At 73.1% G+C, this 13,726-nt stretch carries 14 protein-coding genes; 10 read left to right on the plus strand and 4 right to left on the minus strand.

The window, feature by feature from the left end; all coding sequences use genetic code 11:
- Positions 1–277 precede the first annotated feature (277 nt).
- Positions 278–1,096, plus strand: coding sequence for a hypothetical protein (locus IE329_RS30325; protein ID WP_190214202.1), 819 nt, complete (start codon positions 278–280; stop codon positions 1,094–1,096).
- A 10-nt stretch (positions 1,097–1,106) separates the two neighbouring features.
- On the opposite strand, the gene IE329_RS30330 is transcribed toward IE329_RS30325, so the two are convergent.
- Together IE329_RS30330 and IE329_RS30335 are read right to left on the minus strand one after the other, a co-directional pair.
- Positions 1,107–2,423, minus strand: coding sequence for a D-arabinono-1,4-lactone oxidase (locus tag IE329_RS30330; protein ID WP_190214203.1), 1,317 nt, complete (start codon positions 2,421–2,423; stop codon positions 1,107–1,109).
- A gap of 103 nt (positions 2,424–2,526) precedes the next feature.
- A complete protein-coding gene (locus tag IE329_RS30335; RefSeq protein ID WP_190214204.1) occupies positions 2,527–3,783 on the minus strand; it encodes an MFS transporter in 1,257 nt (418 codons plus the stop codon).
- Positions 3,784–3,912: 129 nt separating this feature from the next.
- On the opposite strand from IE329_RS30335, the gene IE329_RS30340 reads away from it, so the two are divergent.
- Positions 3,913–5,124, plus strand: coding sequence for a ferrochelatase (locus tag IE329_RS30340; protein ID WP_190214205.1), 1,212 nt, complete (start codon positions 3,913–3,915; stop codon positions 5,122–5,124).
- Positions 5,125–5,156: 32 nt separating this feature from the next.
- Positions 5,157–5,972: an inositol monophosphatase family protein gene (locus IE329_RS30345; protein WP_190214206.1), complete on the plus strand. Its 816-nt coding sequence runs from the start codon at positions 5,157–5,159 to the stop codon at positions 5,970–5,972.
- A 150-nt stretch (positions 5,973–6,122) separates the two neighbouring features.
- Here the strand turns inward: IE329_RS30345 and IE329_RS30350 are convergent, their stop codons facing one another.
- A complete protein-coding gene (locus IE329_RS30350; RefSeq protein ID WP_073924886.1) occupies positions 6,123–6,308 on the minus strand; it encodes a hypothetical protein in 186 nt (61 codons plus the stop codon).
- Positions 6,309–6,760: 452 nt separating this feature from the next.
- Between IE329_RS30350 and IE329_RS30355 the strand changes: the two genes are divergently transcribed.
- From IE329_RS30355 to IE329_RS30370, 4 genes are all read left to right on the plus strand, one after another.
- Positions 6,761–7,414 (plus strand): response regulator transcription factor, encoded by a 654-nt coding sequence (locus IE329_RS30355; protein ID WP_073924887.1) that lies wholly within the window; start codon positions 6,761–6,763, stop codon positions 7,412–7,414.
- Between the two features lie 67 nt (positions 7,415–7,481).
- Complete coding sequence (locus IE329_RS30360) at positions 7,482–8,795, plus strand: sensor histidine kinase (protein WP_190214207.1); 1,314 nt, start codon at positions 7,482–7,484, stop codon at positions 8,793–8,795.
- Between the two features lie 210 nt (positions 8,796–9,005).
- Positions 9,006–9,989: an acyl-ACP desaturase gene (locus IE329_RS30365; RefSeq protein WP_073924889.1), complete on the plus strand. Its 984-nt coding sequence runs from the start codon at positions 9,006–9,008 to the stop codon at positions 9,987–9,989.
- A gap of 481 nt (positions 9,990–10,470) precedes the next feature.
- The gene (locus IE329_RS30370) at positions 10,471–10,770 is read left to right on the plus strand and encodes a DUF4193 domain-containing protein (protein ID WP_073924890.1); all 300 of its coding nucleotides are present in this window, start codon (positions 10,471–10,473) and stop codon (positions 10,768–10,770) included.
- Between the two features lie 324 nt (positions 10,771–11,094).
- Here IE329_RS30370 and IE329_RS30375 read toward each other — a convergent pair whose 3' ends face one another.
- Positions 11,095–11,541, minus strand: coding sequence for a DUF3093 domain-containing protein (locus IE329_RS30375; protein ID WP_190214208.1), 447 nt, complete (start codon positions 11,539–11,541; stop codon positions 11,095–11,097).
- Between the two features lie 185 nt (positions 11,542–11,726).
- On the opposite strand from IE329_RS30375, the gene IE329_RS30380 reads away from it, so the two are divergent.
- Genes IE329_RS30380 through IE329_RS30390 form a run of 3 tightly spaced genes read left to right on the plus strand, consistent with a single transcriptional unit; the run spans position 11,727 to position 13,597 of the window.
- Positions 11,727–12,269 carry a PaaI family thioesterase gene (locus tag IE329_RS30380; RefSeq protein WP_073924914.1) on the plus strand — a complete coding sequence of 181 codons (543 nt, stop codon included), beginning with the start codon at positions 11,727–11,729 and terminating at the stop codon, positions 12,267–12,269.
- Entirely contained in the window at positions 12,266–12,733 is a 468-nt protein-coding gene (gene dut / locus IE329_RS30385; RefSeq protein ID WP_190214209.1) for a dUTP diphosphatase, read from the plus strand. The genes IE329_RS30380 and dut overlap by 4 nt, the downstream gene beginning before the upstream one ends.
- 57 nt (positions 12,734–12,790) lie before the next feature.
- Entirely contained in the window at positions 12,791–13,597 is an 807-nt protein-coding gene (locus IE329_RS30390; RefSeq protein ID WP_190214210.1) for a DUF3710 domain-containing protein, read from the plus strand.
- The last annotated feature ends 129 nt before the right edge of the window (positions 13,598–13,726 follow it).

Here is a 13,726-nt window from a genome sequence, read left to right on the forward strand (position 1 = left end):
CTGCCGGTTGATGGGCAGTCGACAAGTCGACCGAAGGCTCAGGCTCCACGAACAGTACTCCATTCGTGGCATCCAGCGGGGCGGCTCGCCGCTCAAGTCTCCCGCGATTCACGGGAATCTCAAGAGTGGCCACCTCAATGGCGGACCGTTGGCAACCGCACGGTGATCATCTTCACATATATCGACCGCGAAGAACCGGACATTCGCCCCTTGTGTCCTTCTTTGGGCAAGATGGAATGACTTGTTCGAAGAGCAGTCGAATGACCGAGGGATGTTGATGCCGGAGCAGAAGCCCGCCGGGGCGGCGGAGAAGGGCGGGAAGCGGATCGATCTGAGCATGGCTCAGGTCGCCGCGAGCGCGCTCGCCACCATGGTGGGCGCGTTGCTCGCCTCCGAACTCGGGGTGGCCGGCACCGTCATCGGCGCGGCGGTGGTCAGCGTCGCGGCCACCACCAGCACGGCCGTGTTCCACCACATCTTCCGCCGCACCGGCGACCAGCTGCGGGTGGCGGCCGACCGGGGCACGGGGGCCGGCGCGGCCCCGCCCTCGCCGGCCGCCGGGCCGCCGGCCGACGCGGGGGAGCCGGCGCCGTCCTCGGACTGGAACAGCTCCAAGGTCCTGCGGGCGCGCCCGCGGCGGTCCTGGCGGTCGGCGCTGGTGCTGCCGGGGCTGGTCTTCCTGCTGGCGATGGTGCCGATCGTCGCCTTCGAGCTGGTGACCGGCCAGCCGGTGTCGGCGACCGTCCAGGGCGGGACCGGCCAGGGGACGTCCTTCGGCGGCTCGGTGCACGGCACGCCGTCGACGAAGCCGTCCTCCCCGCCGTCCCCCGGATCCGCCTCCTCCGCCGCGAGCCCCGGCGCCGGCGCGGGTGCCTCCTCCACGCCGTCCGCCGCACCGTCGGCGAAGCCGTCCTCCTCGCCCTCGGCCGGGCAGCCGTCCGGGCCCGCCGGCCGGCCCTCCGCCGGCTCCTCCCCGGACGCCGGCTCCTCGCCGTCGGGCCAGGCCTCCCCGTCCGGTCAGGTCTCCCCCGAGCCCGCGGCCCCGGCCCCGGGCGGAGCCGCGACGGCTCCCGGCGGGACTCCGGCCACCCCGTGAGCGCGGGCGGTCAGGCGCCGAGCACCCGCCGCAGGTAGTCGTTGCCGAACAGCCGCTGCGGGTCGACCTTGTCGCGCAGTGCCGTGAAGTCGCCGAAGCGCGGGTAGGCCCCGGCCAGGTACTCGGCGTCCCGGGTGTGCAGCTTGCCCCAGTGCGGACGGCCCTGGTGGGCGGTCATCAGCTTCTCCACCTCGGTGAAGTAGCCCTGCTCGGCGGTGCCCCGGTAGAGGTGGACGGCGATGTAGACGCTGTCCCGCCCGCTCGCGGTGGACAGCCAGAGGTCGTCGGCGGGTGCGAACCGCACCTCGACGGGGAAGCTGATCCGCCACTGCGAGCGCTCGACCAGCGCCTTCAGCTCACGCAGCACGGTGGCGGCCGCCTCGCGCGGCACCGCGTACTCCATCTCGACGAAGCGCACGGTGCGCGGGCTGGTGAACACCTTGTAGGCGGTGTCGGTGTACGTCCGCTCCGACCAGGCCCGGCTGGCCAGGGCCGCGATCGACGGGACCGTCCCGGGGAAGCGCCGCCCCACCCGGCAGGCACCCTCCCAGACGGTGTTGGAGAGGAACTCGTCGTCCAGCCAGGCCTTGAAGCGGGGCAGCGGGGCGGCCGGCCCCTGGCTGCGGTTGTTGCGCTTGGTGGAGCAGCGGTCGGTGTGCGGGAACCAGTAGAACTCGAAGTGCTCGTTGACCGCCGTCAGGTCGTCCAGCCGGCCGATCACCTCGTCGAAGCGCATCGGCTGCTCGTGCGCGGTCAGCAGGAAGGCCGGCTCCACGCCGAAGGTGATCGCGCTGATCACGCCGAGCGCGCCGAGGCCCAGCCGGGCGCCCTGGAACAGCTCGGGGTTCTCGGTCGGTGAGCAGTGCTGCACGCTGCCGTCGGCGAGGACGATCTCCAGCGCGCGGATCTGGGCGGCCAGCGAGCCGGACTCGCGGCCGGTGCCGTGGGTGCCGGTGCTGGTGGCGCCGGCCACGGTCTGCACCTCGATGTCGCCCATGTTGGCCAGCGACAGGCCCGCGGCCTCCAGCAGCCGGTTCAGCCGGGAGAGCGGCAGGCCGGACTCGACGGTGACGGTGCCGGCCTCGCGGTCCAGCTCGCGGACGGCGGTGAGCGCGTCCGGGCGGACCAGCAGGCCGTCGCCGGCCGAGGCTATCGCGGTGAAGGAGTGCCCGGACCCGACGGCCTTGACCGTGCGGCCGGCCTCGGCGGCCCGCCGGACCAGCTCGCCCAGTTCGGCCGCCGAGGCGGGCGTGGCCACCTCGGCGGGCCGGGCACTCTGGTTGCCGGCCCAGTTGGTCCAGCGGCCGGCGGTGATGGCCTGGGGCATTGCGCTGCCTCCTGCTCCGTGGCCGAACGGTGTCGGCGGTGTCCGGGGTCGCGCGGCGAGCCGGACTCCAGACCGCTACCCGTGGGTAGGGAGCGTAGTCAGTTCAACGCCCCAGGTCTACGGTCTGCGGGGCCCCTTCGCCGCTGCCCTCGGCCGGCAGTCCGGCGTGCAGCCGGCCGAGGCCCGCCAGCGCCGTCAGCGCGCCGAAGGCGGCGGCCGCCACCGGCACCCAGTACCCGGCGGGGGCGCCGGCGGCGTCCACCGCCCAGCCGGCCGCGGAGGAGCCGAGCGCGACGCCCAGGGCGAGCCCGGTGGTGGTCCAGGTCATCCCCTCGGTGAGCTGGGCGGCCGGCACCAGCTTCTCGACCAGGGCCATCGCGGTGATCAGGGTCGGCGAGATGGAGGTGCCGGCGACGAACAGCGCGCCGCCGATGGCCAGCATCCCCGGGGTGCCGCTCACCGTCTGCCCCACGATCACCAGCGGCACCATGCTGACCGCCATCACGGCGACCCCCAGGATGAACCGGCGTGCCATCGACCCCTTGAGCTTCAGCGTCCCGAAGACCACGCCGGCCAGGCAGGAGCCGAGCGCGTAGACGGCGAGCACCAGGCTGGAGGAGGTGACGTGGCCCTGCGCCTTCGCGAAGGCCACGGTGACCACCTCCACCGAGCCGAAGATCGCCCCGGTCGCGACGAAGGTCAGCACCAGCACCTGGAGCCCCGAGTTGCGGATCGCCGAGCCGCCGCCGTGGTGCGCCTCCGGGTGCAGCGGCGGCTCGGTGCCGCGCTGCGCGGTGAACAGGGCGATGCCCACCGCCAGGAACACCGCGGCCAGCAGGACGCCCGCCTCCGGGAAGACGGTGGTGGCCAGGCCGATGGAGAGGATCGGGCCGACGATGAAGCAGATCTCGTCCACCACCGCCTCCAGGGAGTAGGCGGTGTGCAGCTTGGGGCCCTCGTCGCGGTACAGGTGGGCCCAGCGGGCGCGGACCATCGCGCCGGTGCTGGGCATGCCGCCCATGGCGGCGGCCCAGACGAAGAGCGTCCAGTCCGGTGCGCCGAGGCGGGCGGAGAGCAGCAGCCCGGTCGCGGCGGCGAGGGTGACCGCGGTCGCGGGCAGGGCCACCCGGCGCTGCCCGTAGCGGTCCACCAGCCGGGAGACCTGCGGGCCGGCCACCGCCGCCGCCAGGGCCAGCACCGCCGAGACGGCGCCGGCCAGCCCCCAGGAGCCACGCAGTTCCGCCAGCATCGTGACGATGCCGATGCCGGTCATGGAGATCGGCAACCGGGCGACGAAGCCGGTCGAGGAGAAGGCCAGACTGCCGGGGGCGGCGAAGATCTGGCGGTAGCTGGACAGCACGGGGTCTCCGCGGGGGTAAGGAACATGGCTGGCAAACACAGCTTACGTACCTTGGCAAACGAGATATACCGGACATCCGGCTGCGGGCCTGCCCGCGGGCCCGACCCCCGCAGTGGCAGGATCAGCCTCATGTCCGACGCGCGCAAACCCTCACTCCCCGGCGCCGGGGCCGCTGTCACCCGGCCGGCCGACCCGGCCGCCGCGGCCACCGAGCCCGGAGCGGCCGGCCCGGCCGCGCCCTACGACGCCCTGCTGCTGCTCTCCTTCGGCGGGCCCGAGGCCCCCGAGGACGTGGTGCCCTTCCTGGAGAACGTCACCCGGGGCCGCGGCATCCCGAAGGAGCGCCTGAAGGAGGTCGGCAAGCACTACTTCCTGTTCGGCGGCGTCAGCCCGATCAACGAGCAGAACCGCGAGCTGCTCGCCGCCCTGCGCAAGGACTTCGCCGGCCACGGCCTGGACCTGCCGGTCTACTGGGGAAACCGCAACTGGGCCCCGTACCTGGTCGACACCCTGCGTGAGATGGCCGCCGACGGCCACCGCCGGATCGCGGTCCTCGCCACCAGCGCCTACGCCGGCTACTCCGGGTGCCGCCAGTACCGCGAGAACCTCGCCGACGCCCTCGGACAGCTCGCCGCCGAGGGCCTGCCCGCCCTGCGGGTCGACAAGCTCCGGCACTTCTACAACCACCCCGGGTTCGTCCGTCCGATGACCGACGCGACGCTGGCCGCCCTCGACGCCCTGCCCGAGGCCGTCCGGTCCGGCGCCCGGCTGGCCTTCACCACCCACTCCGTCCCGGACACCATGGCCGAGACCTCCGGCGCCCCCGACGACCCGGCCCGCGGCACCCCCGGCGGCGCGTACGTCGCCCAGCACCTCGACCTCGCCCGGCAGATCGCCGAGGCCGTGGCCGAGGCGACCGGGGTCGCCGGGCGCCCCTGGGAACTGGTGTTCCAGAGCCGCAGCGGCGCGCCGCACACCCCCTGGCTGGAACCGGACATCTGCGACCACCTGGAGGCCGTGCACGCGGCCGGTGCCCCGGCGGTGGTGATGGTGCCGATCGGCTTCGTCTCGGACCACATGGAGGTCAAGTACGACCTCGACACCGAGGCCCGCGCCAAGGCCGCCGAACTCGGCCTGCCGGTCGCCCGGGCCGCCACGGTCGGCGCCGACCCCCGGTTCACCGCCGCGGTGCGCGAACTCGTGCTGGAGCGGGCGGCCACCGAGCGCGGTGAGGCTCCCGTCCGCTGCGCCCTCGGCGCGCTCGGTCCCAGCCACGACGTCTGCGCCGTGGCCTGCTGCCCCAACCCGAGGGCTCCCCGCCCGGCCGTCGCCGAGGCGTGAGCGCCCGCCCACCCGTCGAGAGGACCGACCCCGTGCCCGACCCCGTGCCCAGCCCCGACCTGCTCGACGAGCTGCTCTCCGTCGCCCTGGAGGCCGCCGACCTGGCCGGCGCCCTGCTGCGCGACGGCCGCCCGGCCGACCTCGGGGTGGCGGGCACCAAGAGCAGCCCGGTCGACGTGGTCACCGAGATGGACCTGGCCTCCGAGCAGCTCGTCCTTGAGCTGATCGGCCGACGCCGCCCGGACGACGGCTACCTCGGCGAGGAGGGCGCCGACCGGCCCGGCCGCAGCGGCGTGCGCTGGGTGGTGGACCCGCTCGACGGCACGGTCAACTACCTGTACGGGCTGCCCTCCTGGGGTGTCAGCGTGGCCGCCGAGCTGGACGGCCGGGCGGTGGTCGGCGTGGTCGCCGTCCCGGCCCGGGGCGAGGTCTTCCACGCCGTGCTCGGCGGCGGCGCCCACCTCGACGGCCGGCCGATCCGCACCCGCCCGGCCGCCCCCTGGGGCCAGGCGCTGGTCGGCACCGGGTTCAGCTACGTCCAGGCGGTGCGGGTCCGGCAGGCGGAGGTGCTCCTCGGGCTGATGCCCGAGGTCCGGGACATCCGCCGGGCCGGGGCCGCCGCCGTCGACCTCTGCGACCTGGCGGCCGGCCGGCTGGACGGTTTCTACGAGCGCGGCCTGCAGCCCTGGGACCGCGCGGCCGGCCTGCTGATCGCTGCGGAGGCGGGCGCCCTGTCCGGCGGCCGCCCCGGCCGGCCGGCCGACGGCCTGCTCACCGTGGCGGCGCCGCCCGGGGTCTTCGAGCCGCTCCAGGCCCGCCTGGAGGAGCTCGGCGCCTGGCGCGACTGAGCGAGGGCCTTCGCTGTCCGGGTCCACCCGCCGGACCGGGACAGCGAAGAGCCCTGGTGCGGGGGCACCAGGGCTTGGGTTTCGCGGACCGCTGCGGGTCGGACCGGTTGACCGGCGGGTCGGGCAGCGGTGGGCGGTGCGGTGGTGGTGTCAGGCAGCGGCGCGGTGCCGCTCCAGCACGGTGTCGACGCCGTGGTCGGCGGCGAGCCGGCGGAGATCGTCCAGCTCGGACTGCTCGACCTCGGCCAGGAACTCGTCCCCCGACTCGATAGCGCGGTGCAGATCCTGTTCGGCGTTCTGTATGCGCTGCAGGATTCCGGCGGTGAAGGCGTCCATACGGGCCCCCTTACTGTGTCGGACGTGCACGGTCGTGAGTTCCCCGGCGAGCGGGTCCGGTGCCAACGAAAGCGTCCGGGACCGGGGCCTGTACTTCTCCGGTCGGGCGCGGAGACGGCCTACGGCCGCTCCCGGTGACGTCCCAGCCCCCAGGCCGGTGCGGATGAACGCACGGCGGGTGGGTGCGACCGGCCAACAGCCAGATCGCGGGTGTGCACTGGTCCTCCCCAGCCCCCGGCGGGGGAAACCTCCCCGCAAAAGAAAGTTGCCCGCGTCACAGTCCAACCGGAGCGCGGCCTTCGGACTTACCCCTGCTTTACCGCACCACCAGGCAGGATGTACACACCGTCGGAGTCGTGCGTCCGCTCCCGGTGGACCTCGGCCGCGCGCCCGCGCAGCCTGCCCTGCGGGCGGTCCACGGTGGGGCGGTGCCTGGAGAAGGGACAACCATCGTGCGGGTACTCGTCGTGGAGGACGAGCAGCTGCTCGCCGAAGCCGTCGCCACCGGACTGCGCCGCGAGGCCATGGCCGTGGACGTGGTCTACGACGGGGAGGCCGCCCTCCAGCGGATCGCGGTCAACGACTACGACGTCGTCGTCCTCGACCGGGACCTCCCCCTGGTGCACGGTGACGACGTCTGCCGCAGCGTGGTCGACCAGGGCCTGGCGACCCGGGTGATCATGCTGACCGCCTCCGGCGACATCAGCGACCGGGTCGAGGGCCTGGAGATCGGCGCGGACGACTACCTCCCCAAGCCGTTCGCCTTCAGCGAACTCGTCGCCCGGGTGAGGGCCCTCGGCCGCCGCGCGACCGTCCCCCTGCCGCCGGTGCTGGAGCGGGCCGGCATCTCGCTCGACCCCGGCCGCCGGGAGGTCATCCGCGACGGCCGGCCGATCCAGCTGGCCCCCAAGGAGTTCGCCGTCCTGGAGGTGCTGATGCGGGCCGGCGGCGCCGTCGTCTCGGCCGAGCAACTGCTGGAGAAGGCCTGGGACGAGCACACCGACCCCTTCACCAACGTCGTCCGGGTCACCGTGATGACCCTGCGCCGCAAGCTCGGCGACCCGCCGGTGATCATCACCGTCCCCGGTTCCGGCTACCGGATCTGATCCGCGCCGGAGCACCCGCCGGGCCCGCGGCCCGGCCCACCGCCTCGTTCACCCCGAGAGGACCATCATGACCACCCCGCCCCCGGCCGGCGGGCCCTCCGGCGCGCCCGCCGGCGGCCCGCGCGCCGTACCGCCCCGTCCGGCCCAGCCCCCGCGCGCGCCCAGGATCCAGTCGCACCAGTCCCAGCAGATCTACACGCCCGGTGACGGCCTGCTCGCCTGGATGCCCTTCCGGCCGACCATCCGGATGCGGCTCACGCTGCTGTACGGCGGCATGTTCCTGATGGCCGGCGTCGTCCTGCTGATGCTGATGTACTTCTTCATCCAGCAGGCCTTCCACGACGCCGCGCCCCCCAACCTGCAGATCGGCCCGGGCGTCTCGATCCTCACCCCGGACAACCAGAACGTCACCGCCCAGACCTTCAACCAGTGGTTCAGCCACTACCAGGCGGGCCAGTCCCAGCGCGCGCTGGACACCCTGCTGCGCAAGTCCCTCACCGTGCTGGTCTGCCTCGCCGTGATCGCCTTCGCGGCCGGCTACGCGATGGCCGGCCGGGTGCTGCGCCCGCTCGGCCGGATCACCCGCACCGCCCGCGAGGTGGCCAGCTCCGACCTGCACCGCCGGATCGAGCTGGACGGCCCGGACGACGAGCTCAAGGAGCTGGCGGACACCTTCGACGACATGCTGGACCGCCTCGACCGCTCCTTCGACTCGCAGCGCAAGTTCGTCGCCAACGCCTCGCACGAGCTGCGCACCCCGCTGGCGATCAACCGGACCCTGCTGGAGGTCCAGCTCTCGGACCCGGCGGCCTCGCCGGACCTGCAGCAGCTCGGCAAGACCCTGCTGGCCACCAACGAGCGCAGCGAACAGCTGGTCGAGGGCCTGCTACTGCTGGCCCGCAGCGACAACGAGCTGATCGACCGCAGGCCGGTCGAACTCTCCGAGGTGGCCACCAGGGCGCTGGAGCAGATCCGCCCGGAGGCGGCCCGCCGGGAGGTGGAGATCAAGGCCGAGCTGACGCCGGTGGTGGTCTCCGGCAACGGCGTCCTGCTGGAGCGGATCGCGCTGAACCTGATCCAGAACGCGGTGCGCTACAACTCGGCGGACGGCTGGGTGGAGATCTCCACCGCCGAGGTGCCCGGGGGCGGCGGCGAGCTGGTGGTGAGCAACACCGGGCCGGTGGTCCCGGGGTACGAGCTGGAGCACATCTTCGAGCCGTTCCGCCGGGTCAAGGGCGCCGACCGGACCCGCAGCGACAAGGGGGTCGGACTCGGGCTCTCGATCGTCCGGTCGGTGGTCCGGGCGCACGGTGGTGCCATCGAGGCCACTCCGCGCGCCGGAGGCGGCCTGACCATGAGGGTGCGCATTCCGGGAGCCTGATCCTCCTCGCGGGCCGGTAGGCGCCCGCACACGCCCTCGGGCACTTCCGCGCTCCGTGCGCGGACCATCCCGCCGCCCCCGCCGGCCGTGTCAGAACGACATAAGTGCTGGCGGGGGCGGCTTGTCATTTCCGGTCCGAGCAACTTACGGTGTCGTAACCTACGCATCCGTAAGTGTGCCCCGCGTGCCCGTCCCCCAGGAGCAAGAGCCGTGACCATCGCCCCCGTGCAGCGCACCGCATCGACCGCTTCGAGCGCCTGGACCGACGCGCGTCTGATCCTCGCCCTCGAAGAGGTGGTGGAGACCGAACTCAACCGCCACCTCAAGGTCGCCAAGGAGTGGATGCCCCACGAGTACGTCCCGTGGAGCCAGGGCCGCGACTTCGACGGTGTGCTCGGCGGCGAGGCCTGGGACCTGTCCCAGTCCAAGGTGACCCCGCTCGGCCGGGTCTCGCTGGTGGTCAACCTGCTGACCGAGGACAACCTCCCCAGCTACCACCACGAGATCGCCACCATGTTCGGCCGCGAGGGCGCCTGGGGCACCTGGGTGCACCGCTGGACCGCCGAGGAGGGCCGGCACGGCATAGCGCTCCGCGACTACCTGCTGGCCACCCGCGCGGTCGACCCGGTCGAGCTGGAGCGGGCCCGGATGATGCACATGTCCGAGGGCTTCGAGTCCGACAACGCGCACAGCATGCTGCACTCGGTCGCGTACGTGGCCTTCCAGGAGCTCGCGACCCGGATCTCGCACCGCAACACCGGCCACTTCGCCGGCGACCCGCTCTGCGAGCAGCTGCTGGCGAAGATCGCCAACGACGAGAACCTGCACATGGTCTTCTACCGCAACCTGCTGCGCGCGGCCCTGGAGATCGCGCCGGACCAGGCCATGCGGGCGATCGCCGACGTGGTGATCAACTTCCGGATGCCCGGCCACGGCATGCCCGGCTTCGAGCGCTCGGCCGCCCAGATCGCCATCGGCGGCATCTACAACCTCCGGATCCACCACGACGACGTGCTGCAGCCGGTGCTGCGCCACCTCAAGGTCATGGAGATCTCCGGCCTCGGCCCGGAGGGCCTGCAGGCCCAGCAGGAGCTCGGCCTCTTCCTGGACGGGCTGGACGCCCAGGCGACCAAGTTCGACGAGCGGCAGGCGGCGCTGCTGGCGCGCCGGGCCGCCAACGCGGCGAAGAAGTAGTCCGCGGGGGGCGCGAAGGGGCGCTCACGGTGGGTGGATTTCCAAGAGTTTGCCCGAAAAATTCGTAACGTGACGAAGGTCACACCCGGTAGCGCCACACGATCGGGCGACCCCGTAGGGTGATCATGGCGAGCGCCGCGACGGTTGCTCTCCGTGGTCGCCGGCCGCCCCCGGCCGGCCCGGCGGGAACGGCGGTCATCGCAGGTGGGCCCGGTCGGCGGAGGTGTCCCGTCCGGTGGACGGTCACCGAGCGTGTCCGGTCATGGGGGGTGCGGGCCCGCCCTTGATGGCCCTGAGTGAGGCCGCCCGGGCCCGATCGGATCACCCCAACGGGCCCCGGGCCGGGTGTCGATTGAGTAACAGGGCTTGAAGTAAGGCAAAATCTCCGCCTCGGGTCGGGCACAACACCGGCCCCCCGTGCGTTACGTGCGCTGGAGATACCGCACACACCGCAGACACCCGGAGGGGGAGAGCGAAAAAAATGGCAACGGACTACGACACCCCACGCAAGACCGATGACGACCTCAACGAGGACAGCATCGAAGAACTGAAGGCTCGTCGGAACGAGAAGTCGACCAGCTCGGTCGACGTCGACGAGTTCGAGGCGGCGGAGGGCCTGGAGCTCCCCGGTGCCGACCTCTCGAACGAGGAACTCTCCGTCCGGGTGCTCCCGCGCCAGGCCGACGAGTTCACCTGCATGAGCTGCTTCCTGGTGCACCACCGCAGCCAGCTGTACAGCGAGAAGAACGGCAACCCGATCTGCCGGGACTGCGGCGCCTGAGCACCGGGCGGTCACGGCCCGGGTCCCACGGCTCCCGTGGGCTCGGTACACCGCCCCGTCCGGCCCCGGGCAGCGGGGCCGGAGGCAGATCCGGCGGCCGTTCCGTCGGTCGCACCGGCAGGCTGGTCCTGCAGCACTCAGCAGTAACAGCACCACCGGCGGTACCTGCAGCAAGCACGGTCGCGGAAGCGGCCGTGGCACCGGTGCGAGCGGCGTCGCCAGCGGCACCTGGAGCACTGGAAACCGGAGGGACGGTCCCGCAGCAGCGGAACCGTCCCTCCTCCGTGTCCGGGGCCCGCACCGGCGCGGGTCCGCCGGGGCCGCTCAGGCGGTGCGCCGGCGCGCCTCGGCCAGTGCCGCCGCCAGCCGCTCGGGCGAGCGGGTCGACAGGTACAGGTACGGCGTCGGGTCGGCCGGGTCGGTCACCTCGACCCGCAGCGCCGTCGGGACGTAGCTGCGCAGCAGCATGAAGGCCCGCGGGTCCGCCTTCACGCCGCGCCAGGCCACCGCCTCGACCGGGGTCAGCGGGTGCGCCTCGCCGAGCGCCTCGACCGGGATCCGGGCCTGGCCGGCCACCAGCGAGCCCTGCACCACCCGGATCCGGGCGGAGCCGTAGCTGTTGACGGCGGCCGCCCCGGCGGCGACGCCGATCACCAGCCCGATCAGCGCGGCCACCCCGCCGACCCGCAGCAGGATCAGCGCGAGCGTCAGCCCGAGCGCGACCGGGAGGAGCCACCAGGAGCGGGGTGCGGTGAGGCGTTCGTCGTACATGCCCCCATTGTGGTCACCGGCCCCCGCGGAGCGGGACGGCGCCCCCGGCCCACCCCTTGCTACCGGTCGGTAGGGTTGTTTCCGTGACCGGATCCATAACCTCGCAGCCGGCGCCGAAGGGCTCCGAGCAGCCCGCCGAGCGCCCCGCCGCCCAGCTCTCGCCGACCACCCCGCCGCAGGAGGCCGTGCTCCCGCCCCGGGCGCCCGAGGCCCCGGCCCCCGGGACGCTGGTGGGCTCGCACTACGACCACTGCTTCGGCTGCGGTCCGCAGCACCCGGCCGGGCTGCGGATGACCGTGGTGGCCGGCGAGGGCCTGGACGTCACCGCCGAGTTCACCGTCGGGGCGGGCCACCAGGGCGGTCCCGGACTGGCCCACGGCGGCCTGCTGACGACGGCGATGGACGAGACCCTCGGCTCGCTGAACTGGCTGCTGCACGCGGCCGCCGTCACCGGCCGCCTGGAGACGGACTTCGTCCGGCCGGTGCCGGTCGACTCGGTGCTGCACATCCGGGCGAGGATCACCGGCGTGCACGGCCGCAAGATCTACAGCGCGGCGGAGGGCCGGATCGGCGGCCCCGACGGACCGGTGGCGATCAGGGCGCAGGCGCTCTTCATCCAGGTGAAGCTGGAACACTTCACCCAGCACGGTCGTCCCGAGGACATCAAGAAGGCCTTGGACGACCCGGACCTGTTCAAGCGCGCCAGAGCCTTCGAGGTGAATCCGTGAGCACCACCGCCCGCCCGCCGGTAGACGTCCTGATCAGGCGAATCGACCCCGAGCTGCCCCTGCCCGCCTACGCGCAGCCCGGCGACGCGGGAGCCGACCTGCGCACCACGGTCGACGCGGAGCTCGCACCCGGGGAGCGGATCGTCCTGCCCACCGGTGTGGCCATCGCGCTGCCGGACGGCTACGCGGCGTTCGTGCACCCGCGGTCGGGTCTGGCAGCTCGTTGCGGAGTTGCCCTTGTGAACGCCCCAGGGACGGTCGATGCCGGGTACCGTGGGGAGATCAAGGTGATCGTCGTCAATCTGGACCCGCGCGAGGGTGTCAGCTTCCGCCGTGGGGACCGGATCGCCCAGCTGGTCGTCCAGCAGGTCGAGAAGGCCCGCTTCCACGAGGTGGCCGAACTGCCCGGGTCGGCACGTGCCGAGGGTGGGTTCGGGTCGACCGGTGGCCATGCCGCGGTCTAGGCTGCCCGCGGCCGAGCAGGTATTCGTGTCGGTCTTGGACCGGGAAGGACAGTGACCGTGTTCCGTCGTCGCCAGAAGAGCGAGGACGCTGTCGAGCAGCTCGCCGACGACGCCATCAGCGCCGACGAGCCGGCCGATGACGTCGAAGGTTCCGCCGACTCCGAGAGCGAGAACAACACCGAGCTGGACCCGGCGGAGCGGGTCGGCCTGCCGCCGGCTCCCCGCCCGGACGGTCCGTGGGACCACTCCGAGCTGGAACAGCCCGAAGAAGGCCGGGTGGACCTCGGCGGTCTGCTCGTCCCCGGGGTCGAGGGCATGGAGCTGCGGGTCGAGGTGGCAGGTGACTCGATCGTCGCCGCCACCCTGGTCCTCGGCAACAGCGCCATTCAGTTGCAGGCTTTCGCCGCCCCCAAGTCCGAGGGCATCTGGGGCGAGGTCCGCGAGGAGATCGCCAACGGCATCACCTCGCAGGGCGGCCTGGTCGAGGAGGAGGAAGGCCCGCTGGGCTGGCACCTCCGGGCCCAGGTCCCCGTACAGCTCCCGGACGGCACCCAGGGTGTCCAGCTGGTCCGCTTCGTCGGCTGTGACGGCCCGCGCTGGTTCCTGCGCGGAGTGATCTCCGGTCAGGCTGCCGTGCAGCCGGAGATGGCCGGGATCCTGGAGCAGGTCTTCCAGCAGACCGTCGTCGTCCGCGGCGAGGTCCCGATGGCTCCGCGCGACCCGATCGTGCTGAAGCTGCCGGAGGACGCCCAGATGGTCGCCGACGGTGGTGCCGCACCGACCGAGGACGGCGCCGGCGCCCGCTTCGGCAGCGCCGCGCTGGACCCGTTCGCGCGCGGCCCGGAGATCACCGAGGTCCGCTGAACCGCAGCTCAAGGCACTCTTCGCCCCCGCCCGGGAGACCGTGGCGGGGGCGATTTGCTTGTGCCGCCCGACCCCCGTACAGTTCTCCGGGTTGCCCCAGTGGCAGCACGCTTCGCCCCACAGGATTCG

This window comes from Kitasatospora indigofera (genome assembly GCF_014655955.1).
Lineage (GTDB): Bacteria > Actinomycetota > Actinomycetes > Streptomycetales > Streptomycetaceae > Kitasatospora > Kitasatospora indigofera.

Coding starts and splice junctions, on each gene's coding strand:
- IE329_RS30325 (WP_190214202.1), top strand. CDS start 278: ATGCCGGAGCAGAAGCCCGCCGGGGCGGCGGAGAAGGGCGGGAAGCGG.
- IE329_RS30330 (WP_190214203.1), bottom strand. CDS start 2,423: ATGCCCCAGGCCATCACCGCCGGCCGCTGGACCAACTGGGCCGGCAAC.
- IE329_RS30340 (WP_190214205.1), top strand. CDS start 3,913: ATGTCCGACGCGCGCAAACCCTCACTCCCCGGCGCCGGGGCCGCTGTC.
- IE329_RS30350 (WP_073924886.1), bottom strand. CDS start 6,308: ATGGACGCCTTCACCGCCGGAATCCTGCAGCGCATACAGAACGCCGAA.
- IE329_RS30360 (WP_190214207.1), top strand. CDS start 7,482: ATGACCACCCCGCCCCCGGCCGGCGGGCCCTCCGGCGCGCCCGCCGGC.
- IE329_RS30370 (WP_073924890.1), top strand. CDS start 10,471: ATGGCAACGGACTACGACACCCCACGCAAGACCGATGACGACCTCAAC.
- IE329_RS30375 (WP_190214208.1), bottom strand. CDS start 11,541: ATGTACGACGAACGCCTCACCGCACCCCGCTCCTGGTGGCTCCTCCCG.